17 protein-coding genes are annotated in these 21,329 nt (G+C 72.1%); 10 read left to right on the plus strand and 7 right to left on the minus strand.

Annotated elements, in window-relative coordinates:
- Nucleotides 1–45: 45 nt before the first annotated feature.
- From rocD to AF1_RS08980, 4 genes are all read left to right on the plus strand, one after another.
- The gene (rocD, locus tag AF1_RS08965; protein ID WP_067794961.1) at nt 46–1,239 is read left to right on the plus strand and encodes an ornithine--oxo-acid transaminase; all 1,194 of its coding nucleotides are present in this window, start codon (nt 46–48) and stop codon (nt 1,237–1,239) included.
- Nucleotides 1,240–1,398: 159 nt separating this feature from the next.
- Nucleotides 1,399–2,367, plus strand: coding sequence for an LCP family protein (locus tag AF1_RS08970; RefSeq protein ID WP_067794964.1), 969 nt, complete (start codon nt 1,399–1,401; stop codon nt 2,365–2,367).
- Between the two features lie 106 nt (nt 2,368–2,473).
- Complete coding sequence (locus tag AF1_RS08975; RefSeq protein WP_067794967.1) at nt 2,474–3,103, plus strand: PadR family transcriptional regulator; 630 nt, start codon at nt 2,474–2,476, stop codon at nt 3,101–3,103.
- Nucleotides 3,100–4,713, plus strand: coding sequence for a DHA2 family efflux MFS transporter permease subunit (locus tag AF1_RS08980; protein WP_067794970.1), 1,614 nt, complete (start codon nt 3,100–3,102; stop codon nt 4,711–4,713). Before AF1_RS08975 ends, AF1_RS08980 begins: the two co-directional genes overlap by 4 nt.
- A gap of 39 nt (nt 4,714–4,752) precedes the next feature.
- On the opposite strand, the gene AF1_RS08985 is transcribed toward AF1_RS08980, so the two are convergent.
- From AF1_RS08985 to AF1_RS08995, 3 genes are all read right to left on the minus strand, one after another.
- A complete protein-coding gene (locus AF1_RS08985) occupies nt 4,753–5,256 on the minus strand; it encodes a DUF6113 family protein (protein ID WP_067794973.1) in 504 nt (167 codons plus the stop codon).
- Between the two features lie 40 nt (nt 5,257–5,296).
- Nucleotides 5,297–6,187: an N-acetyl-1-D-myo-inositol-2-amino-2-deoxy-alpha-D-glucopyranoside deacetylase gene (gene mshB, locus AF1_RS08990; protein ID WP_067794976.1), complete on the minus strand. Its 891-nt coding sequence runs from the start codon at nt 6,185–6,187 to the stop codon at nt 5,297–5,299.
- Nucleotides 6,188–6,268: 81 nt separating this feature from the next.
- The gene (locus AF1_RS08995) at nt 6,269–7,756 is read right to left on the minus strand and encodes a serine/threonine-protein kinase (protein ID WP_084262646.1); all 1,488 of its coding nucleotides are present in this window, start codon (nt 7,754–7,756) and stop codon (nt 6,269–6,271) included.
- 170 nt (nt 7,757–7,926) lie between these two features.
- On the opposite strand from AF1_RS08995, the gene AF1_RS09000 reads away from it, so the two are divergent.
- Nucleotides 7,927–10,008 (plus strand): S9 family peptidase, encoded by a 2,082-nt coding sequence (locus AF1_RS09000; protein ID WP_067794979.1) that lies wholly within the window; start codon nt 7,927–7,929, stop codon nt 10,006–10,008.
- Here the strand turns inward: AF1_RS09000 and AF1_RS09005 are convergent.
- Nucleotides 9,981–11,723: an ABC transporter ATP-binding protein gene (locus AF1_RS09005; RefSeq protein WP_067794982.1), complete on the minus strand. Its 1,743-nt coding sequence runs from the start codon at nt 11,721–11,723 to the stop codon at nt 9,981–9,983. The two genes, AF1_RS09000 and AF1_RS09005, sit on opposite strands and share 28 nt — an antisense overlap.
- A complete protein-coding gene (locus AF1_RS09010; protein ID WP_084262648.1) occupies nt 11,720–13,474 on the minus strand; it encodes an ABC transporter transmembrane domain-containing protein in 1,755 nt (584 codons plus the stop codon). Before AF1_RS09010 ends, AF1_RS09005 begins: the two co-directional genes overlap by 4 nt.
- 300 nt (nt 13,475–13,774) lie before the next feature.
- Between AF1_RS09010 and AF1_RS09015 the strand changes: the two genes are divergently transcribed.
- The 5 genes from AF1_RS09015 (at nt 13,775) to AF1_RS09035 (ending at nt 19,382) form a co-directional block, all read left to right on the plus strand.
- Entirely contained in the window at nt 13,775–15,007 is a 1,233-nt protein-coding gene (locus AF1_RS09015) for a PP2C family protein-serine/threonine phosphatase (RefSeq protein ID WP_084262650.1), read from the plus strand.
- A gap of 201 nt (nt 15,008–15,208) precedes the next feature.
- Nucleotides 15,209–15,898, plus strand: a complete 690-nt coding sequence (locus AF1_RS09020; RefSeq protein WP_084262657.1) for a succinate dehydrogenase cytochrome b subunit — start codon at nt 15,209–15,211, stop codon at nt 15,896–15,898.
- 5 nt (nt 15,899–15,903) lie between these two features.
- Entirely contained in the window at nt 15,904–17,841 is a 1,938-nt protein-coding gene (locus AF1_RS09025; protein ID WP_067795017.1) for a fumarate reductase/succinate dehydrogenase flavoprotein subunit, read from the plus strand.
- A 2-nt stretch (nt 17,842–17,843) separates the two neighbouring features.
- Nucleotides 17,844–18,596 (plus strand): succinate dehydrogenase/fumarate reductase iron-sulfur subunit, encoded by a 753-nt coding sequence (locus AF1_RS09030; protein ID WP_067794988.1) that lies wholly within the window; start codon nt 17,844–17,846, stop codon nt 18,594–18,596.
- A gap of 147 nt (nt 18,597–18,743) precedes the next feature.
- The gene (locus AF1_RS09035) at nt 18,744–19,382 is read left to right on the plus strand and encodes a nucleotidyl cyclase domain-containing protein (protein WP_067794989.1); all 639 of its coding nucleotides are present in this window, start codon (nt 18,744–18,746) and stop codon (nt 19,380–19,382) included.
- Here the strand turns inward: AF1_RS09035 and AF1_RS09040 are convergent.
- Both AF1_RS09040 and AF1_RS09045 read right to left on the minus strand, forming a co-directional pair.
- A complete protein-coding gene (locus AF1_RS09040; RefSeq protein ID WP_067794992.1) occupies nt 19,379–20,356 on the minus strand; it encodes a LysR family transcriptional regulator in 978 nt (325 codons plus the stop codon). The two genes, AF1_RS09035 and AF1_RS09040, sit on opposite strands and share 4 nt — an antisense overlap.
- Before the next feature lie 84 nt (nt 20,357–20,440).
- Nucleotides 20,441–21,127 (minus strand): Crp/Fnr family transcriptional regulator, encoded by a 687-nt coding sequence (locus AF1_RS09045; protein ID WP_067795019.1) that lies wholly within the window; start codon nt 21,125–21,127, stop codon nt 20,441–20,443.
- Nucleotides 21,128–21,329: the final 202 nt, after the last annotated feature.

Consider the following 21,329-nt stretch of genomic DNA (forward strand, 5'->3'; position numbering starts at 1 on the left):
CATGCCCCCGGCCCATCCGGCCGGGCCGAGCCGCGAAGGAGCGTCGTGACGCCGACCGACCAGCTGCGAGCCATGTCCGAGGAGCACAGCGCGCACAACTACCACCCCCTTCCCATCGTGGTCGCCGAGGCGGACGGGGTGTGGCTGACCGACGTCGAGGGCCGCCGCTACCTCGACATGCTGGCCGCCTACTCCGCGGTCAACTTCGGGCACCGCAACCCGCGCCTCACCGCGGCCGTCAAGCGGCAGCTCGACCGCGTCACGCTGGTCAGCCGGGCCTTCGACCACGACCAGTTCGGCCCGTTCGTGTCCGAGCTGGCCGAGCTGTGCGGCAAGGACATGGTGCTGCCGATGAACAGCGGCGCCGAGGCCGTCGAGACCGCGCTGAAGACCGCCCGCAAGTGGGGCTACGAGGTCAAGGGCGTCCCGGCCGGGCAGGCGAACATCATCACGTTCGAGGGCAACTTCCACGGCCGCACCACCACGATCATCAGCTTCTCCACCGACCCGGACGCCCACGACTCCTACGGCCCCTACACGCCGGGCTTCCGGACCGTCCCGTACGGGGACGCCGAGGCGCTCAAGGCCGCGATGGACGACGCCACCGTCGGCGTGCTGATCGAGCCGATCCAGGGCGAGGCCGGCGTGAACGTCCCGCCGAGCGGGTTCCTGCGCGCGGTGCGGGAGCTGTGCACCGCCCGCGGCGCGCTGATGATCGCGGACGAGATCCAGTCGGGCCTCGGCCGCACCGGCACGACGTTCGCCGTCGAGCACGAGGGCGTCGTCCCCGACATCTACATCCTCGGCAAGGCCCTCGGCGGCGGCATCATGCCGGTCTCCGCCGTCGTCGCCGACCGCGACGTCCTCGGCGTGTTCAAGCCGGGCCAGCACGGCTCGACGTTCGGCGGCAACCCGCTCGCCTGCGCGATCGGCCGCGAGGTCATCGCGATGCTGAAGACCGGCGAGTTCCAGGAGCGCTCCCGGACGCTCGGCGCCCACCTGCACGAGCGGCTCGGTCACCTCCCCGGCGACCTCGTCCGCGAGGTGCGCGGGCGCGGCCTGTGGGCGGGCGTCGAACTGCACGGCAGGGCCCGCCCGGTCAGCGAGCGCCTCATGGGCCTCGGCGTCCTCGCCAAGGAGACCCACGAGACCACCCTCCGCCTCGCGCCCCCGCTCGTCATCGAGCAGGACGACCTGGACTGGGCCCTCGACCAGCTGGAGATCGCCCTCAAGGGCTGAACCCACCGCATCGCTCCGGCCCCCTGAACCGAAACGTCGCCGGTCAACGGCGCCCGGCGGCGTTTCCTCCTTCACCGCAGCCCCGAGGATCATCAAAGACTTGGCCGGGGCCCGCACGGCGCGGTGGCGCGGCGTGCCCGCGGGGGCAGTGTGGCGGGCATGCTGCGGAACAAGGGCCGACGCCGGGTGGCCATCGGGTGCGGCGGGCTGGCACTGGGCCTCATGGTGCTGCTCGCGAGCGGGTTCTACCTGCTCCAGCGCGCGTACAACGGGGAGGTCAGGCGGGTCGCCGGAGCGCTGCCCACCGCGCCGGGCCGGCCGTCCTCCACCGGACGCGGTGAGAACTGGCTGCTGATCGGCTCCGACCGGCGCGCCGACATCCCCTCGATGGGCGCCCGGGCCGACACGATCATGCTGGTGCACCTGTCCGGGCGCGGCGACCGGGTCTCGTTGATCTCGATCCCGCGGGACGGCTGGGTGCCCGTCCCCGGGCACGGCACCACGAAGATCAACGCGGCGTTCGCCTACGGCGGGCCGCCGCTGCTGATCCGTACCGTGGAGCAGCTCACGCACGTCCGCGTCGACCACTACGCCGCGCTCGACTTCGGCGGGTTCGTGAAGATGACGGACACGCTCGGCGGCGTGGACGTCACCATCACCAAGCGGACCCACGACCCGATGCACAACCGCACGTGGGAGGCGGGGCGCCGGCATCTGAACGGCGCCGAGGCCCTCGATTTCGTCCGGCAGCGGTGGAACCTGCCGAGCGGCGACCTCGACCGGATCAAGCGGCAGCAGGCGTTCCTGCACGCGCTCGCGGACAAGGCGATGGACACCCGCAATCCGATCAGGATCGACCGGTTCGTCCGGGCCGTGACCGGTTCGGTGACCGTGGACGACTCGGTGACCGCCGGGACGCTGCGCAGGCTGGCGCGCCGGCTGCTCAAGACGTCCCTGACGGAGTACCTGACCGTCCCCGTCGCGGGGACGGCCGAGCGGGACCGCCAGAGTGTCGTACTCCTGGACGAGGATGGAATGCGGACGCTGTTCACCACCGTCCGGCAGGACCGGGTGGGCGACTACGTGGCCCGCAACGGCGCCGCCAACTCGGTGGACGCCGTGCGCTGACCCCGTCCCACCTGCACGGAAATGCCGGACATGAAGAAAGATGACAGCAGCCGTCCACATGGATTAGTCTAAGTGGACTAACCAGAATCGACCATAGGCCGCCGTCATGTCCCGACCCATCACACCGCTCGCGCTGACCGTGCTGCGGATGCTGTGCGACCGCCCCATGCACCCGTACGAGATGCAGCAGCGCATCCGCGACTGCGCCTACGACCAGGCCGTCAAGATCACGCACGGGTCGCTGTACCACTCGGTGGAGCGGCTCGCCGCGTGCGGGCTGATCGAACCGCTGGAGACGAGCCGCGAGGGCCGCCGGCCCGAGCGCACCATCTACGCGGTGACCAGCGCCGGACGGGACGCCGCGCAGCTCCGGCTCGCCGAACTGCTGCGCAACCCCACCGAAGAGTTCCCGCTGTTCGGCACCGGGCTGGCGTTCATCAACCTGCTCCCCGAGGGCGAGGTCGCCCGGCTGCTGCGCTACCGCACGGTCGTGCTGGAGTCCGCGCTCGCCGCGCACCAGACCGCACACGACGCACTTCGCAAGCAGGGCCTCAAACGCTACAAGCTGATCGACCAGGAATGGCTGATCGCGCGGGTGCGCGGCGAACTGGACTTCGTCCGGGGCCTGACCGACGACCTCGACTCCGGCCGCCTCACCTGGAAGGACGACGAGGTGCAGTTCCTCTGCCATCCGCGACCGCGGCCACCACGCCATGACGACAAGGGGGCAACATGAGCAAATGGCGCGGCAATCCCTGGGCGATCCTGCTCACGCTCTCCCTCGGATTCTTCATGACCCTGCTCGACCTCACGATCGTGAACATCGCGATCCCGAGCATGATCGACAAACTGGACGCCTCGCTCGACCAGGTGCTGTGGGTCGTCAACGCCTACATCCTGGTGCTGGCCGTCCTGCTCATCACCGCCGGCCGGCTCGGTGACCTGTGGGGCAAGAAGAACCTGTTCATCACCGGGGTGGCACTGTTCACGCTGTCCAGCCTGGTGTGCGGCATCGCCCAGGACCCGACGCAGCTGATCGCCGCCCGCGCGGTGCAGGGGCTCGGCGCGGCGCTGCTGATGCCGCAGACCATGTCGATGATCATCAGCGTGTTCCCGGCGGAGCGGCGCGGTGCCGCGCTCGGCGTGTGGGGCGCGGTCGCCGGGGTGTCCACCATCGCCGGCCCGACGATCGGCGGGCTGCTCGTCACCAGCCTCAGCTGGCGGTGGATCTTCTTCGTGAACCTGCCGATCGGCATCCTGGTGCTGGCCATGGCCGTGCCGATCCTGCCCGGCCACACCCGCACCGTCCGGCACCGGTTCGACGTCGCCGGCGTCCTGCTGGCGTCCGCCGCCCTGTTCTGCGTCACGTTCGCGCTCACCGAGGGCCAGAAGTACGAGTGGAACGAGGGGATCTGGGGGCTGATCGCCGCCGGGCTCGCACTGTTCGTGGTCTTCGTCCTCCAGCAGCGCACCCGCCAGGACGGTGAGCCGCTCGTCCCGTTCTCGCTGTTCAAAGACCGCAACTTCACCGTCCTGAACTTCGTCGGCGCGGCCGTCTCGGTCGGCATGATCGGCATGTTCCTGCCGATGACGATCTACCTGCAGTCGGTGCTGGGCTTCAGCGCCCTCAAGGCGGGCCTCGTCATGGCGCCGTCCTCGGTCGTGTCGATGTTCCTCGCGCCCGTCGCGGGACGGCTGTCCGACCGCATCGGCGGCAAGTTCATCCTGATGACCGGCCTCGTCCTCTACGCCGCCGGCATGGGGTGGATCGTCGCCATCGCCGAGGTCGGGACGGACTGGACCGCGTTCATCGGCCCGCTCGTCGTGGCCGGCCTCGGCATCGGCGGGGTGTTCGCGCCGATGGCCACCGAGGCGACCCGGAATGTTCCGCCGCGGCTCGCGGGCGCCGCGTCCGGCGTCAACAACATGATCCGGCAGGTCGGGTCGGTGCTCGGCAGCGCGGCGGTCGGCGCCACGCTGCAGAACCGGCTCGCGTCCGCGCTGCGGGACGAGGCGACGGCCCGCTCCACCGCGCTCCCGGCGGACATGCGTCCCGGCTTCGTCCAGGGGTTCGCGGACGCGGCCAAGGGCGGCCTGGAGGTCGGCGCGGGCCAGAGCGGCGCGAGGCAGCAGCTTCCGCCCGGTGTCCCGCCCGCCATCGCGCACCGCGTCAACGAACTGGCCGGGCAGGTGTTCTCGCACGGCTTCGTGCACGCGATGAAGCCGACGATGTGGCTGCCGATCGGCGTCATCCTCCTCGGCGCCGTCGCCTGCCTGACCCTCAAGGGCCACCGGGCGAACACCGCGCTCAGCGTCGAGCCCGAACCCGCACCGGTGGCGCCCTGACCTGGCCGCCGGCCCGGGGGCTCCCCCGGGCCGGTGCCGCTACCTGCGGGTACGCGCCGCCTTCCCGAGCAGCCACTCGCCCGGCGGGCGGGCCGGCGGCACCATCATGATCCCGGCCACCGCGGCGAGCATGCCGCCGATGATGAACAGGTAGCCGGCCGTGGTCGCGGGGACGACGAGATCGCCCTCACCGCGGCGCATCGACATCACGAACACCACGATTCCCCACGTCACCGCCGGGACCGTCGCACCGAGCCGGCCGCCCATGCCGAGACCGGACAGGCGGGCAATCAGGAAGACCAGCGCGACCAGGACGATCGCCGCGACCGGGACGGAGCCGACCGTCCAGTCCTGGGCGAACGAGCCGACCAGGCCGAACACCCCGCCGAGCAGGCCGAGGGCCGCGTAGGCGGCGCCGGACACGAACGCGTCCAGCGGCCGCTCGCCGTCCGCCCGGTCCAGGCCGGACCCGCCGCCGTCGCCGCCCGCCGGGCGGCCGTCCTTGGCGAGGCTGACCCGCGCCTCGTCGTCGTCCTTATGCACGGACGTCAGGGTACCGGGGCACGGGCGTCCCCTTTGTTGATCAGTCCGTGAGACCGGCGAACAGGTCGCGTTCGCGGCGCCCGGCGCCGATCGGGCCCGGCTCACCGGCCTGCAGGATGAAGTACTCGGTGCCGAACGCCTGCTGCCCCAGGTTGTTCGACAGCGCGAAGAACGGGCCGACCCGCTCGGGCGCGACGACGATCTGGGTACGGTGCGCGCGCAGGGCCGCGAGCTTGGCGGGCAGCTGGGCGCGGGCGTCGACGACCGTGGTGACCTGCCCGTCCGGGACGCCGGAGCCCAGTTCGTCCAGCCCGGCGACGCGGGCGAACGGCAGCTTCGCCTCGCGCATCACCGCGATCGCCCGCGCGAGGACGGTCCGGGGCGTGGCGTAGGCGTAGAACTTGGCGGCCCGCCACGGCGGCGCGCCGTCCTCGTAGGACGGGTCGGCGGCCAGCTCGAACGCCCGCCGCGCCACCCGGTGCGCCTGGATGTGGTCGGGATGGCCGTAGTTGCCGCGCTCGTCGTAGGTGACGATCACCTGCGGCCGGACCTCCCGGATCACCGCGACGAGATCCCGCGCGGCCGTGTCGACGTCCGCCCGCCAGAAGCAGCGCGGGTCGTCGTTGGTGGGGGCGCCCATCATGCCGGAGTCGCGCCAGCGTCCCACGCCGCCGAGGAAGCGGTGGTCGCGCACGCCGAGCGCCTCGCAGGCCGCCGCGAGCTCCCCGATCCGGTACTCGCCGAGGCGGTCCTCCTTGTCGGACGCCAGGTGGCGCAGTTCCTCGGGGATGACCTCGCCCTCCTCGCCCAGCGTGCAGGTGACGAGACAGACGTGGGCGCCCTCGGCGGCGTACTTGGCCATGGTCGCCCCGGTCCCGATGGACTCGTCGTCCGGATGGGCGTGGACGAACAGGATCCGCGGCTCCTTCATAGTCAACGAGCCTACTCAGGGCACGGCACCGCGGTGATGGCCGCCCTGCCCCACGCGCCCCGCAAGCCCGGCGGGCGGGCTTCAGCCGGTCCCGCCGCCGGTACCGCCGCCAGTACCGCCTCCGGTACCACCACCGGTGCCACCGCCGGTACCGCCCCCGGTACCGCCACCGCCGGTGCCGCCACCGCCGTCACCGCCTCCGGTGCCGGTGGACGGCGGCGTGGTCGTCGGTGCGCTGCTGGTCGGCGGCGTGGTGGTCGGCTCCCGCGAGGTCGGCGGCGTGGTGGTCGGCTCCCGCGTCGCCGGCGTGGTGTACCGGCGCGTCCGGGTGGGGGTCGGCGCCGGCTCGTCGGGCTCCTCGGTCGTCGGGGTCTCCGACACCGTGCCGGAGTCGGAGACCGCCGGCGTGGCGGGCCCGGCCGGCGGGTCGTCGTTCCGGGTCGCCATGAACAGGCCGACGACCAGCGCCAGGGCGGCGATCGCCGCGACGGCCGCGAGGATCGGCCACCTGGACTTGTGCTCGGGCTCCCAGCCGTCGCGGCGGCCCCGGTCGGCGCCGTACGGAGGAGGCGCGGGCGGCAGCGTCCCGGTGTAGTCGGCCGGCGAGACACGGCGCGTCCCGCCGCCGGGACCACCGGGGGCGCCGGGCTGGGTCGCGCCCGCCATCATCCCGGCCGCGGCGAGGCCGCCGGCGGCGAGCGTCGAGCCCTCCGCGAGCATGGTGTCGGCCTGCGCCGAGTCCTCCATCCGGGTCTGCCCGGCCCCGCCCGGCCCGCTGCCGATCAGCGCCATCATGAGCTGCTGCGCGGTCGGTCGCCGCTCCGGCTCCTTGACCAGGCACGCGGCGACCAGCCGGTGCAGGTCGGCGGGGACGCCGTCCAGGGCGGGCGGCTCGTGCATCACCCGGTTGATCACCGCGACGACGGTGTCGTCGCCGAACGGCGGGCGGCCGGTCGCGGCGAACACCATCGTGGTGGCCCACGCCCACACGTCCACGGCCTCGGTGAGGGTCGCCCCCGCCACCTGCTCGGGCGCCATGTAGGACGGCGTGCCGATCGCCTTGGTCGCGTTCGTCTGCCCGGTGTCAAGGGCCCGCGCGATACCGAAGTCGATGACCCGCGGCCCGTCCGGCGCCATGATGACGTTGTGCGGCTTGAAGTCGCGGTGCACGATCCCGGCCTGGTGGATCGCGACGAGCGCGGTCGCGGTGCCGATCGCGAGCCGGTCGAGCGCCGCCCCGCCGATCGGGCCGCTCTCGGTGACCTGCTTGTACAGCGACGGGCCCGGCACGTACTCGCTGGCGATGTACGGCTGGTCGCCCGCGACGTCGGCCTCCAGGACCTGCGCGGTGCAGAACCGCGCCACCTGCTTGGCGGCCTGCGCCTCCCGGACGAACCGGGTGCGCGCCATCGTGTCCCCGGCCAGGTCGGCGCGGAGCAGCTTGATCGCGGCCCGGTTCCCAGAGGCGTCCACGCCGGCGTAGACGACGCCCTGGCCGCCCTCACCGAGTCGTTCGACGATCTCGTACGAGCCAAGCCGCCGGGGATCTCCCGACTGCAGCTCCGGCATTGACCACTCCTCAGCCCGCGACAGGAAAAGTGTTGGGGAAGCTTTGAGCTTACGCGAGCGCGGACCCGGGCACGGGACATTCCCGGCCACCACGCGACGACCCGTGATCATAAGGGGCGGGAGAGCGCCGCGGGCCGTACTTCCCCGTCATCCTGGCAGACTCGGTTGTCATGAGCATCAGCTATCCGCGGCAGAGCGCCCGCACCCGACGGTTCACCCTCGGGGAACCCCGTGCATTCCAGATCGCGCCGGACGAGTCGCGCGTCGTCTTCCTGCGTACCAGGGCGGGCGACGACCCTGTGACCTGCCTGTGGACGCTGGACACCGCGACCGGCGAGGAGCGGTGCGTCGCCGACCCGGCGACGCTGGACGTCCCGGGCGAGGAGGACCTGCCCGCCGAAGAGCGCGCCCGGCGCGAGCGGGCCCGCGAGCAGGCGGGCGGCATCGTCGGGTACGCCACCGACCAGGCCATGGAGCAGGCCGTCTTCACCCTCGCCGGGCGCCTCTACGTCGCCGACCTCAACACCGCACTCGTCCGCGAACTACCCGCGCAGACACCCGTGTTCGACCCGCGTCCCGATCCGGCCGGCAAGCGGATCGCCTACGTATCGGGCCGGACGCTACGCCTCATCGAGATGGACGGCACCGATGACCGCGCGCTCGTCCAGCCGGAGTCCGACCAGATCTCCTACGGCCTCGCCGAATTCGTCGCGGCGGAGGAGATGGGCCGGCTGCGCGGCCACTGGTGGTCACCCGACGGCGGAACGCTGCTCGTCGCCCGGGTGGACGAGACGCCGGTACATCGCTGGCACATCGCCGATCCCGCGAACCCCGAGCGTCCCCCCGCCGAGATCGCCTACCCGGCCGCCGGCACGCCGAACGCGCTGGTGTCGCTGGTGCTGCTCAAGGTGGACGGCCGGCGCGTCGGCATCGGCTGGGACCGCGGCATGTTCCCCTACTTCGTCACGGCCGGCTGGGACCGGCACGGCCTGCTGATCGTCGTCCAGCCGCGCGACCAGCGCTCGCAGCGGGTGCTCAGCGTCGACCCGTCCAACGGCGAGACGTCGCTCGTCCACACCGAGCACGACCCCGTGTGGACGGACATCGTCCCCGGCCTGCCCGCCCGGACGAACGCCGGAGACCTCATCTGGACCTCCGAGGACCCCGACACCGACACCCGCCGGCTCACCGTCGCGGGCAAGCCCGTCACGCCGGGCGGCCTGCAGGTCCGGTCGGTGCTCGGAGCGGACGGCGAGTCGATCCTGTTCACCGCCTCGGAGGAGCCGACCGAGGTGCACCTGTACTCCTACGAGGCGGGCGAGGTGACGCGGCTGACCGAGGGGCAGGGCGTCTTCGGCGGCCTGCGCTCCGGCGGGGTGACCGTGGTGACGGGCGCGCGGCTCGACCGTCCCGGCACGGAGACCGAGGTGCGCACGCCGTCCGCCGTGCACCCGGTCGCGTCGTTCGCCGAGACCCCGGTGATCACCCCGCGGGTGGAACTGCTGCGCTGCGGGGACCGCGAGATCCGCACCGCCGTGGTGCTGCCCACCGGGTGGGAGCCCGGCCAGGGGCGCCTGCCCGTCCTCATGGACCCCTATGGCGGGCCGCACGCCCAGCGCGTCCTCGCCGTCCACCGCATGTACTGCGAGCCGCAGTGGCTCGCCGACCAGGGGTTCGCCGTCGTGATCGCGGACGGCCGCGGCACCCCGGGGCGCGGCCCGGCCTGGGACCGCGCCGTCCGCGGCGACTTCGTCGGCCCCGTGCTGGAAGACCAGATCACCGCGCTGGTCGAGGCGGCGCGCCGGCATCCGGACGCGCTCGACCTCGACCGCGTCGGCATCCGCGGCTGGTCGTTCGGCGGCTGGCTCTCGGCCCTCGCCGTCCTGCAGCGCCCGGATGTGTTCCATGTGGGCATCGCCGGCGCCCCCGTCACCGACTGGCACCTGTACGACACCCACTACACCGAGCGCTACCTGGGCCACCCCGACGAGGAGCCGGAGAGCTACGCCGCCAACTCCCTCACCGGGATGGCCGGCGAGCTGAAGCGGCCCCTCATGATCATCCACGGGCTGGCGGACGACAACGTGGTGGCCGCCCACACCCTGCGGCTGTCGTCGGCGCTGCTGGCCGCCGGCCGCCCGCACACCGTCCTGCCCCTCTCGGGCGTCACCCACATGACCCCACAGGAGGTCGTCGCGGAGAACCTCCTCCACATCCAGGTCGACTACCTGAAGTCCGCCCTGTCCGGGTGACCGCCGTGCCAGGACGCCCAGAGGGCGGCGTAAGGGCCGTTAGCGGCCATCAGCTCGTCGTGGGTGCCTAGTTCGGTGATGCGGCCGTCCTCCACCACCGCCACACGGTCGGCGTCGTGGGCGGTGTGGAGGCGGTGCGCGATCGCCACGACGGTCCGGCCGTCGAGGACGGCGGCGAGCGAGCGTTCGAGGCGGCGCGCGGCGCGCGGGTCGAGCAGCGACGTCGCCTCGTCAAGGACGAGCGTGTGCGGGTCGGCGAGGACGAGCCGGGCCAGCGCGAGCTGCTGCGCCTGGGCGGGCGACAGCGTCGCGCCGCCGGAGCCGACGACGGTGTCCAGGTCCGGCCCGTCCCAGTCGACGGCCGTGAGGACCCGGCGGATCTCGCCGTCGGACGCGTCCTGGCGGGCCATCACGAGGTTCTCGCGGAGCGAGCCGCGGAACACGTGCTGCTCCTGGGTGACCAGCGCGACCTCGCGGCGCAGGTCGTCCAGGGGCAGCTCGACCAGCGGGACGCCGCCGACGGTGACCGCGCCGGAGCGGGGGCCGTCGACGCCGGCGAGCAGGCGGCCGAGCGTCGACTTGCCCGCGCCGCTCGGGCCGACCATCGCGAGGCGTTCGCCGGGGCGCAGGTCGAGGTCCACGCCGTGCAGGACGTCCCGCCCGGGACGGTAGGAGTAGCGGACGTCCCGCGCCGTGAGCCGTTCCCCGGCCGGGCGGCCGCCGTTCGGCGTCCGGTCGGGCGGGACGTCGCCGACGCCGAGCAGCCGGGCCAGCGACGCGCCGCCGAGCTGCAGCTCGTCCAGCCACGACAGGAGCGTGTCGACCGGCTCGATGAGCTGCTGCACGTACAGGGTCGCGGCGGTCACCTGCGCGAGCGTCGCCATGCCGTTGATGTAGAGGAGCCCGCCGACCAGCAGCGTCGACACGACGGGCAGCACGAAACCCATCTCGGCCACGGGGAACAGGACCGTGCGCAGCCGCAGCGTGTACCGCTCCACCTTGTAGGAGGCCGCGATGTCGGCGTCGCCGCGCCGGTGCCGGCGGTCGGCGAGGCCGAGCGCCTCGGCGGTCCGGGCGCCCTGGACGGTCTCGGTCAGCCCGTCGGCGATGCGCGCCCACGCCGCGTGCTCGCCCAGGTAGCCGCCGCGCGCGCGGGGCAGGTACCAGCGCATCACCGCCACCAGCATCGGGACGGCGACCAGCGCGGGCAGCGCGACGAGCGGCCCGTTGAGCAGCAGCGCGCCGACCGTGAGCCCGCCGACGACGCTCGCGACGAGGGTCTCCGGCATCGCGTACCGGACGGAGGTGCCCAGCGTGTCCACGTCGCGGGACGCGCGGCTGACGAGGTCGCCGGTGCCCGCGCGCTCGACCGTGGACAGCGGCAGCGCCAGCACCCGGTCGACGAACTCCTCGCGCAGCTCGGCCAGGACCCGCTCGCCCAGCTTCGCGGACGCGAGGTAGGCGTACCGGATCAGCACGCCCTGGGCGATGACGAACGCGGCGATGGCGAGGCCGGTGGTGTCGATGTCGGCGCGGCCGTCGCGGACGTCCTCGACGAGGGCGCCGAGCAGCCGCGGCGTCACCAGGCCGGTCACGGCGGCCAGCGCGTGCAGGGCCAGCACCCCGGCGAGGGCGCGGGGGTGCCGCAGCACGAGCCGCCGCGCGTACGCCCGCACCTGCGCGGGGCCGGCGACCGGGAGGGTCTCGGCGCTCACATGCCCGCCCTTTCTGCGGCCTCTCCTCTGGTGACGGTGGCCGCGTAGCGCGGCTCGGTCTCCAGGAGGTCGCGGTGGGTTCCTTCTGCGATGACCTGCCCGTCCTGGACGAAGGCCACGTGGTCGGCGCGGTCCAGCATCAGCGGGCTCGTTGTGCAGACCACGGTGGTGCGGCCCACGCGCGCTTGGCCGAGCCTGGCGGCGATACGTGCCTCGGTGTGCGCGTCCACCGCGCTGGTCGGCTCCACCAGGATGAGGACGTCGGGGTCGTATACGAGCGCCCGTGCAAGGCGAAGGCGCTGTTGCTGGCCGCCGGAGAACTCTCGTCCGGCCTCGGCTACATGCGCGTCCAGTCCGACCGAGGCGACGACGTCCTCGGCACAGGCGGCATGGATCGCGGCCCTCAGCGCCGCTTCGTCGCCGTCCGGTGCCAGGGATTCGTGCAGCGGCCCCGAGAACAGGCGGTCCTCGTTGACGGCGACCAGAATCCGTTTCCGGACGTCCGCGACCTCGTACAGCGGGACGCCGCCGAAGTCGACCTCGCCGCCGGTGTACCGGCCGAGCCGGTCGGCGATCACCTGCGCGTCGCGCGGGTCGGCCGCCGCGAGCGCGGTCACCCGGCCCGGCCGCACGACCAGCCCGGATGCGATGTCGACCAGCTCGGAGTCCGCCGCGGGACGGGCCGTCCCGGTGCCCGGCAGCTCGGGGTCGAGCCGCAGCAGCGCGGTCACCCGGCCCGCCGCGACCATCCCCTTGGTGATCTTCCCGGCGGCCTCGCCGAGCGTCTTCAGCGGCACGATCAGGAACACCGCGTAGCCGTAGAACGCGACCAGCTCACCGACGCCGATCTCCCCCCTGACCGCGAACCGGGCACCGGCCCAGGTCACCAGCGCGATCAGCAGGCCGGGCAGCAGCACCTCGGCGCCGTTCATCCGGGTCTCGGCCCGCGCGGCCGCCACCCCGGCGGCGCGCACCCGCCGCGACTCGGCGCGGTAGCGGCCGGAGAACAGCCGCTCGCCGCCGATGCCGCGCAGTACCCGCAGGCCCGCGACGAGGTCGGTGGCGTGGGTGTTCAGCTCGCCGACCAGCTCGCGGTGCGCCAGCTCGCGGTCGCGGTAGGGGCGCAGCAGCGGCGCCGCGATCGCCAGGATCAGCGGGACGCCGACCAGCACGATCAGGCCGAGCGGCGGCGACGTGCTCAGCAGCATCGCGGCCACGACGACGATCGCGACGACGGCGCCCGACGCACGCGACACGATGTCCAGCGAGTCGCCGATGTGCGACACGTCCGACAGGCCGATGCTGACCACCTCGCCCGCGCTCAGCCGTTTCGGCAGCGTCGCGCCGAGCCGGGTGGCCTGCCGGGTGACGAGCTGGACCGTCCGGTAGGCCGCCGCGAGCCAGTTGTACACGGCGAACCGGTGCCGGACGGCGCCGGTGGCGGCCTGGACGACGCCGAGGCCGAACAGGACGGCGGACCAGGTCACGAGGGCGCGCTCGTCCCGCGCCGCGACGCCGTCGCCGATGGCGCGGCCGATCGCGGCGGGCATCAGTGCCTGGCTGAGCATCCAGACCACGCCGAAGAGCGCGCCGGCGGTGATGCTGCGCCACTGGAGGCGCAGCAGCCACAGCAGGTAGCGGGCGGGAGCTCGGCGATCGGCGCCGGAGTCGCGCCGGGAGCCGCGGGGGGACCTCCCCCCTCGAACAGCGTGGTCGGGTCTGCCAGGATCTTTCTCCGGCAACGACTTCACGGGACGAAAGGTTATGCAGCGAGACGCTCGGTTCTCGACTGGTTTTTCACCAGCTCGGACGCGTTTCGGGCAGACCGGAAAACGCGATCAGGGCGCGCGCCGGGGATGCGCCGAGATGGGACGACACGCTAAGGTCTGGAACGTACGGAGCGACGCTTCCCCCGCTCCTTGAGCCGGGACCCTGGCGGCTAGGCCGATGCCGCTGCCCCGGCGCAGCCGCTCGCACCTTCCCGCAGCCGCGGGAACAAGTGGTGTGCTACCGCCGTTGCCAGTGCCGTCAGCCCGACTTCCGGAAGCCCTGTGAGCACGATCAGCCATCAGACGCACCATTTCACGCCGGGGACCGAGGACAGGATCGATCTGCTCCTCATCGACGACGACCCCTCCGACGTCCTCATGGTCGAGAAGATGCTCGCCGAAAGCGGCCTGGACGTCGGGATCACCGTCGCGGGCGACCTCGTCGCCGCCCGGCGGACCCTGACGCGCCGCACCCAGTGCATCATCGTGGACCTCTCCACCCCCGGCATCGACCGGCTGGAGGGGCTCCGCCAGGTACTCGCGCTGTCCGGGCCCGCCGCCGTCGTCGTCCTGACCGGCCTGGACGACGCCTACCTCGGCGTTCAGGCGGTCGCCGCCGGCGCCGAGGACTACCTGGTCAAGCAGGAGGTCGACGGGCCGCTGCTGGCCCGCGCCATCCGCTACGCCATCGAGCGCAAGCGCTCGGAGGAGACCGGGCGGCGGCTCGTCGAGGCGCGCATCCTCGGGCGCGAGAACGCCCGGCTGGAGCGCGGGCTGCTGCCCGTCCCGCTGATCGACGACCCGTCGCTGCGGCACCACACCCGCTACCGGCCCGGCCGGCGGCGCGCGCTGCTCGGCGGCGACTTCTACGACACCGTGCAGACCAAGGGCGGCGCCGTCCACCTGATGATCGGGGACGTGTGCGGGCACGGCCCGGACGAGGCGGCCCTCGGCGTCCAGCTCCGGATGGCGTGGCGGACGCTCGTGCTCGCCGGGCACACCGGCGAGCAGCTGCTCGGCACCCTCGACACCGTCCTCGGGCACGAGCGGCGCAGCGAGGAGATCTTCACCACGCTCTGCATGATCACGATCGCGCCGTCCCGGCGGACCGCCCGGATGCATCTCGCCGGGCATCCCGCGCCGCTGCTGTTCCGCGGCACCCCCGGGCAGGAGGGCGAGGTCGCGGCGCTGCCCGAGTACGCGCACGGCCCGGCGCTCGGCCTGGTGCCCGGCGCCGAGTGGCCGACCACCGAGATCGACCTCGGCGAGTCCTGGGGGCTGATGCTCTACACCGACGGCCTGATCGAGGGGAAGGTCGGCGCGGGCTCCGACCGGCTCGGCACCGACGGGCTCGTCGATCTGGCTCGGAAGGCGCACGACACGGGCGCCACCGGACGCGGCCTCATCGACCGGCTGGTGACCGATGTGGAACGTCTCAACGGGGACGCCCTGACCGATGACCTGGCCGTCCTGCTGCTGTCACGGCAGCACGGCGTGGTGCCCGTGAGGCACTGACCACAACTTCCTGACTTTCGTCAACGTTTTCTCGATCACTCTCCCGGAGAGTTCCCGAACACTCTGTGAGGTCACTCACCCGACGGAACGTTACAAAACGGCCACAACAGCCGTTCTGCGTGCATTCATAGCCTGCGGCTATCGCCACCAGTGCGCTGATGACTTGGAACTATTCTCCGATCCGGACATAGCGTGCAGGCCGTGGCTATAGCGATACCTGCGATCTACCGGTCAACCGTCGGCAAGAAGGCCGTCATGGCGGTGACCGGCGGCGTCCTCGTGCTGTTCCTGATCACGCACATGCTCGGGAACCTGAAGATCTTCCTCGGCGCGGACGAGTTCAACCACTACGCGCACTGGCTGCGCACGATCGGTGAGCCCGCGGTACCGCACCGGACCGTCCTGACGCTCCTTGAGGCCGTGCTCGCCGTCTCGGTCGTGCTGCACATGTGGTCGGCGGTGTCGCTCGCCCGCCGCGCCTCCGCCGCGCGCCCGGTCAAGTACCAGTCCAAGAAGAAGTCGCACGCGCAGGGCTATGCCACCCACACGATGCGGTACGGCGGCGTCATCATCGCGGTCTACATCATCTGGCACCTGCTGGACCTCACGTTCTTCGTCGTGAACCCCAAGGGTTCCGACGCCACCCCCTACGAGCGGCTCGTCGCCGACTTCGACCCGTCCCGCTGGTACATCACCATCTGGTACATCGTCGCCGTCCTCCTCGTCGGCCTGCACCTCAACCACGGCATCTGGAGCGCGTTCCAGACGCTCGGGCTGCGCGGCCCGCGCACCCACAACGCCCTGCGGGGCCTCGCCGCGACCCTCGCCGCGCTGATCACGCTCGGCTTCGTCGCCATCCCCGTCTCCATCACGTTCGGATGGGTGAGCTGACCACCATGACCGACAGCTTCTACAAGTCCGGCGAGCCGATCGCCGACGCCAAGGCGCCCAAGGGCCCCATCGAGGACCGCTGGACGACCCGCAAGTTCGAGGCCAAGCAGGTCAACCCGGCCAACAAGCGCAAGAAGAAGATCATCATCATCGGGACGGGGCTCGCCGGCGGCTCCGCCGGCGCCACCCTCGGCGAGGCCGGCTACCACGTCATCCAGTTCTGCTTCCAGGACTCCCCGCGCCGCGCGCACTCGATCGCCGCGCAGGGCGGCATCAACGCCGCCAAGAACTACCGCAACGACGGCGACAGCGTGTACCGGCTGTTCTACGAGACGGTCAAGGGCGGCGACTTCCGGTCCCGCGAGTCGAACGTGCACCGGCTCGCCGACATCTCCCGGCAGATCATCGACCAGTGCGTCGCGCAGGGCGTCCCGTTCGCCCGCGAGTACGGCGGCCTGCTCGACAACCGCTCGTTCGGCGGGACGCAGGTCTCCCGCACCTTCTACGCCCGCGGGCAGACGGGCCAGCAGCTCCTGCTCGGCGCCTACCAGGCGCTGATGCGGCAGGTCGACGCCGGGAACGTGGAACTGCACCCGCGGCACGAGATGCTCGACCTGATCATGGAGGACGGGCGGGCGCGCGGCGTCGTCGTCCGGAACCTCATCACCGGCGAGATCAAGCACTACACGGCGGACGCGGTCGTGCTGGCGTCCGGCGGCTACGGCAACGTGTACTTCCTGTCCACGAACGCGATGGGCTCGAACGTCACCGCGTCCTGGCGCGCCCACCGGCACGGCGCCCTGTTCGCCAACCCGTGCTACACGCAGATCCACCCGACGTGCATCCCGGTCAGCGGCGACCACCAGTCGAAGCTGACGCTGATGTCGGAGTCGCTGCGCAACGACGGCCGGGTGTGGGTGCCGAAGAAGGCCGGTGACACCCGCAAGCCCTACGACATCCCCGAGGACGAGCGCGACTACTACCTGGAGCGCATCTACCCGTCCTTCGGCAACCTCGTCCCGCGCGACATCGCCTCCCGCGCGGCGAAGAACGTCTGCGACGAGGGACGCGGCGTCGGCCCCGGCGGCCTCGGCGTCTACCTCGACTTCGCGGACGCCATCGCGCGGCTCGGCCGGGACAAGGTCGAGGCCAAGTACGGCAACCTCTTCGAGATGTACGAGCGCATCACCGGCGAGAACCCCTACGACACGCCGATGCGCATCTACCCCGCCGTCCACTACACGATGGGCGGCCTGTGGGTGGACTACGACCTGGAGTCCACCATCCCGGGCCTGTTCGTGATCGGTGAGGCGAACTTCTCCGACCACGGCGCGAACCGGCTCGGCGCGTCCGCGCTGATGCAGGGCCTCGCGGACGGCTACTTCGTCCTGCCGAACACGATCGGCGACTACATCGCCCGCAACAGCCTCCCCCCGGTCGCCGACACGGCGATCACCGAGGCCGAAGACAGGGTGAAGACCCAGATCGACAGGCTGCTGTCGATCGACGGGGACCGTTCCGTCGACTCCTTCCACCGCGAACTCGGCCACATCATGTGGGAGTACTGCGGCATGGAGCGCACCGAGGAGGGGCTGCGCAAGGCGCTGGAGCTCATCCCGGCGCTGCGCGCGGAGTTCTGGACGCGCGTCAAGGTGACCGGCAAGGGCGAGGAGCTGAACCAGCAGCTGGAGAAGGCCGGCCGCGTCGCCGACTTCTTCGAGCTGGCCGAGCTGATGGTCATCGACGCGCTGCACCGCACCGAGTCCTGCGGCGGCCACTTCCGGGCCGAGAGCCAGGACGAGGACGGCGAGGCCCAGCGCGACGACGACAACTTCGGCTACGTCGCCGCCTGGGAATGGGCCGGGGAGGGCGGGCAGCCCGTCCTCCACAAGGAGGCCCTGGACTTCGAATACGTCAAGCCGACTCAGAGGTCGTACAAGTAATCATGAAGCTCACACTGCGCGTCTGGCGCCAGAGCGGCCCCCAGGACAAGGGTGGAATGGTCGAGTACAAGCTCGACGACGTCTCCCCCGACGCATCGTTCCTGGAGATGCTGGACGTCCTCAACGAGAAGCTCATCGCGTCCGGCGAGGAGCCGGTCGCGTTCGACCACGACTGCCGCGAGGGCATCTGCGGCATGTGCTCGCTGGTCATCAACGGCACCCCGCACGGCCCGGAGCGCGCCACCACCACGTGCCAGCTCCATATGCGCAAGTTCCGGGACGGCGAGGTCATCGACGTCGAGCCGTGGCGGGCCAAGGCGTTCCCGGTCGTGAAGGACCTGGTCGTCGACCGCTCGGCATTCGACCGGATCATCCAGTCCGGCGGCTACATCACCGCCCCGACCGGCACCGCCCCCGAGGCGCACTCGACGCCCGTCCCGAAGCCGGACGCCGACCGCGCGTTCGAGGCCGCCGAGTGCATCGGCTGCGGCGCCTGCGTCGCGGCCTGCCCGAACGGCTCCGCGGCCCTGTTCCTGGGCGCCAAGGTCACCCACCTCGGCCTGATGCCGCAGGGGCAGCCGGAACGCTGGGACCGTGTCGTGTCCATGCTGGAGACCCACGACGAGGAGGGCTTCGGCGGCTGCACCAACACCGGTGAGTGCACCGCCGCCTGCCCGAAGGGGATCCCGCTCGACGTCATCGGCCGCCTCAACGGCGACTACCTGAAGGCGACCGCGGGCGGAAAGAAGCGGTAGCCCACCCTCGATCTCGGCCCCGCCCGGCATACCGGGCGGGGCCGTTCTCATGTGACCACCCGATCACTTCCGGTCCGGACCCGATCGGCCTCCCGTACATGGCGGCGAGGTCTCCGCACCGACGCGATCTTGCAATACGATCCTCTCATGCACGTGCAGAAGCAGGTGCATCTGCATCGGCAGATGCACGGTATGCCGGATTCGCCGCCGGCGGTGCACCGGTCGATCCTCTGCGTGGACGTCGCGGGCTTCGGGGGCCGGCTGAACCCGGACCAGCTCATCACCCGGGACGGGCTGTACCGCGCGCTGCGGGAGGCGTTCACCGAGTCCGGCATTCCGCCGGAGTCGTGCTACTGCGAGGACCGCGGTGACGGCGCCCTGATCCTCATCGGCCCCGACGTGCCGAAAGAGCGGCTGGCCGGGCCGTTCCCCACCGCGCTCGCGGCCCTGCTGGAACGGCACAACGAGGAGGCGCCACCGGGCGCGCGCATCAGGGCCCGCGCCGCCATGCACGCCGGTGAGGTCCACTACGACGACCACGGCGTCGCCGGCTGCTCGGTCAACACGGCGTTCCGGCTGCTGGAGGCCGCCCCGCTCAAGGACGCGCTGCGCGCCTCCCCCGGCGTCCTCGCGCTGATCGCGTCCGACTGGTTCTACCAGGAGGTCGTCCGCCAGTGCCGAGGATGCGCCGCGGACTCCTTCCGGGCGGTGGACGTCTCGGTCAAGGAGACCCGGACCCGCGGCTGGATCCGCCTGCTGGAGGCCGCCGGGCAACCGCGGATCTAGGCGCCCACCAGGCTCTCGACGCCCGCGGGGAGGTCTCCGGCCAGGCCCGCCTCCACAAGGAACGTCTGCAGGGTCTCCTGGAAGGCGCGCGCCGCGTGGGTGAGCTCGACATCCTTGCGGTGGGCGAGCGCGATCGTCCGCAGCAGGCCCGGACCGTGGCGGCCCCGGCGTGCCTCCTCATCCGCCAGGACGAGCGGGGTCCCGCGCAGGCCGGGACGTCCGGCAAGGACCATGCTGGGGACGACCGCGATCCCCAGGCCGACCTCGACGAAGCGGAGCACGGCGTCCATCTCGCCGCCCTCCACGGCGAACCTGGGCTCGAACCCGGCCGCCCGGCACGCGCTGATGGTCGCCTCACGCAGGTCGTATCCGGGACGGAACATCACCAGGGGACGGTCCTGCAGATCCTCGATGCGCAGGTACGAACGGCGCGGCATCTGGACGGGCGTGCCGGCCCCCGCCGGGGAGGCCACCACGAGGTGTTCGCGCAGGATCGGGGTCGTGTCCAGGGGCGGGGCACCCTGAAGCGGAAGGATGACCAGGGCCAGGTCCAGCGAACCGCGTGTCAGCTCCCGGACGAGGTCCCGCGAACCTCCCTCCTCGACGAGGAGCTGAATTCCCGGGTAGGCGTCGTGGAAGCGACGCAGAACGTCCGCCAATAGGCCCGCGCATAGGGACGGTGTAGCGCCGAGCCGTACCCGTCCGCGCCTGAGACCGGCCAGCTCTTGCACTTCCAAGCGGGCGGTGTCGACATCGGCCAGGATGCGCTTGGCCAAGGGCAGCAGCGCCTCACCGGCGGGCGTCAGCGTGATGTTGCCGCGCGCACGCCGGAACAGTGAGACGCTCAGCTCGCTCTCCAGCGCGCGGATCTGCTTGGACAGCGACGGCTGCGCCACCCGCAGAAGCTCCGCGGCCTGCGTGAAGTGACGCACCTCCGCGACCGCGACGAAGTAGGCGAGCTGCTGTAGCTGCATCCTGCACAGAGTACGGGCCGGCCGGCCGCCCGGACGCGGAGGGTCGGCGCGCAGGCCCGGGACGCCCCGGACCTCGGGAACCGCTCAGCGCGCGTGGCGGCGAAGGGCCTGGAGGTCGTGGACGATCAGGCGCCGGCGTCCCGTCTCGATCCAGCCGTGCCGGCGCAGCGTCCGCAGCGCCTTGCTCACCGCCTCCCGGGACGCGCCGACCCATCCCGCCAGCTCCTCCTGCGACAGGTTCAGCGTGATACGGACGCTCTCACCGCCCGCACTCGTCCGGTGCGGCACCCCGAAACGCTCGGCCAGTTCGACGAGCCGCTGCGCGACCCGTCCGGTCGCGTCGAACATGCCGAACTCGACGCGCTTGCGGTCGGCGTCACGCCAGCGCTGGCACAGCATCCGCATGATGAGGATCGAGACACGGCCGTGAGCCTGCAGGAACGCCATGAATTCGTCCGCGGTGACCGCGAGCACCCGCACCGGTTCGAGCGCGGTGACCGACGCCGACCGCGGCAGCCCGTCGATCGCGCCGACCTCGCCCAATAACGCCCCCGGCCCGCGCACCGCCAGCAGTGCCGCGCCGCCCTGCTCATGGTAGGAGAACGCCTTCACCCGGCCGCGCAGCAGAACGGCGACCCAGCCGGGATCCTCCCCCTCGGTGAAGAGCGTGTCCCCGCGCGCGAAGTCGCGGACGCGGCCACGTGCTTCCAAATCCTCGCGTTCCGCCGGGGTCAGCTCGGCAAGGAACGAGGCCGGTTCGAGGGGGTTCATGCCCACCACGCTAGAGGGATTCGCGCTCGCATGCCTCCCGGGAAATCACGGGTCAGTCACGCGTTGTGTGCACAAATCCCTACTCCGGCGGCCGGATGTGGGTCAGGGTGGACACCGGCGTGCGCGACCGGAAGGTCGTCCGAGCGTCCACGGCGTCCACGGGGAACGGCGGAAACGGCGGGCGGCGGTCCGGGGGCACGCC

The organism is Actinomadura formosensis NBRC 14204, from assembly GCF_001552155.1.
Taxonomy (GTDB): domain Bacteria; phylum Actinomycetota; class Actinomycetes; order Streptosporangiales; family Streptosporangiaceae; genus Spirillospora; species Spirillospora formosensis.

Coding starts and splice junctions, on each gene's coding strand:
- AF1_RS08970 (WP_067794964.1), top strand. CDS start 1,399: ATGCTGCGGAACAAGGGCCGACGCCGGGTGGCCATCGGGTGCGGCGGG.
- AF1_RS08975 (WP_067794967.1), top strand. CDS start 2,474: ATGTCCCGACCCATCACACCGCTCGCGCTGACCGTGCTGCGGATGCTG.
- AF1_RS08980 (WP_067794970.1), top strand. CDS start 3,100: ATGAGCAAATGGCGCGGCAATCCCTGGGCGATCCTGCTCACGCTCTCC.
- mshB (WP_067794976.1), bottom strand. CDS start 6,187: ATGAAGGAGCCGCGGATCCTGTTCGTCCACGCCCATCCGGACGACGAG.
- AF1_RS08995 (WP_084262646.1), bottom strand. CDS start 7,756: ATGCCGGAGCTGCAGTCGGGAGATCCCCGGCGGCTTGGCTCGTACGAG.
- AF1_RS09000 (WP_067794979.1), top strand. CDS start 7,927: ATGAGCATCAGCTATCCGCGGCAGAGCGCCCGCACCCGACGGTTCACC.
- AF1_RS09025 (WP_067795017.1), top strand. CDS start 15,904: ATGACCGACAGCTTCTACAAGTCCGGCGAGCCGATCGCCGACGCCAAG.
- AF1_RS09030 (WP_067794988.1), top strand. CDS start 17,844: ATGAAGCTCACACTGCGCGTCTGGCGCCAGAGCGGCCCCCAGGACAAG.
- AF1_RS09035 (WP_067794989.1), top strand. CDS start 18,744: ATGCACGTGCAGAAGCAGGTGCATCTGCATCGGCAGATGCACGGTATG.
- AF1_RS09040 (WP_067794992.1), bottom strand. CDS start 20,356: ATGCAGCTACAGCAGCTCGCCTACTTCGTCGCGGTCGCGGAGGTGCGT.
- AF1_RS09045 (WP_067795019.1), bottom strand. CDS start 21,127: ATGAACCCCCTCGAACCGGCCTCGTTCCTTGCCGAGCTGACCCCGGCG.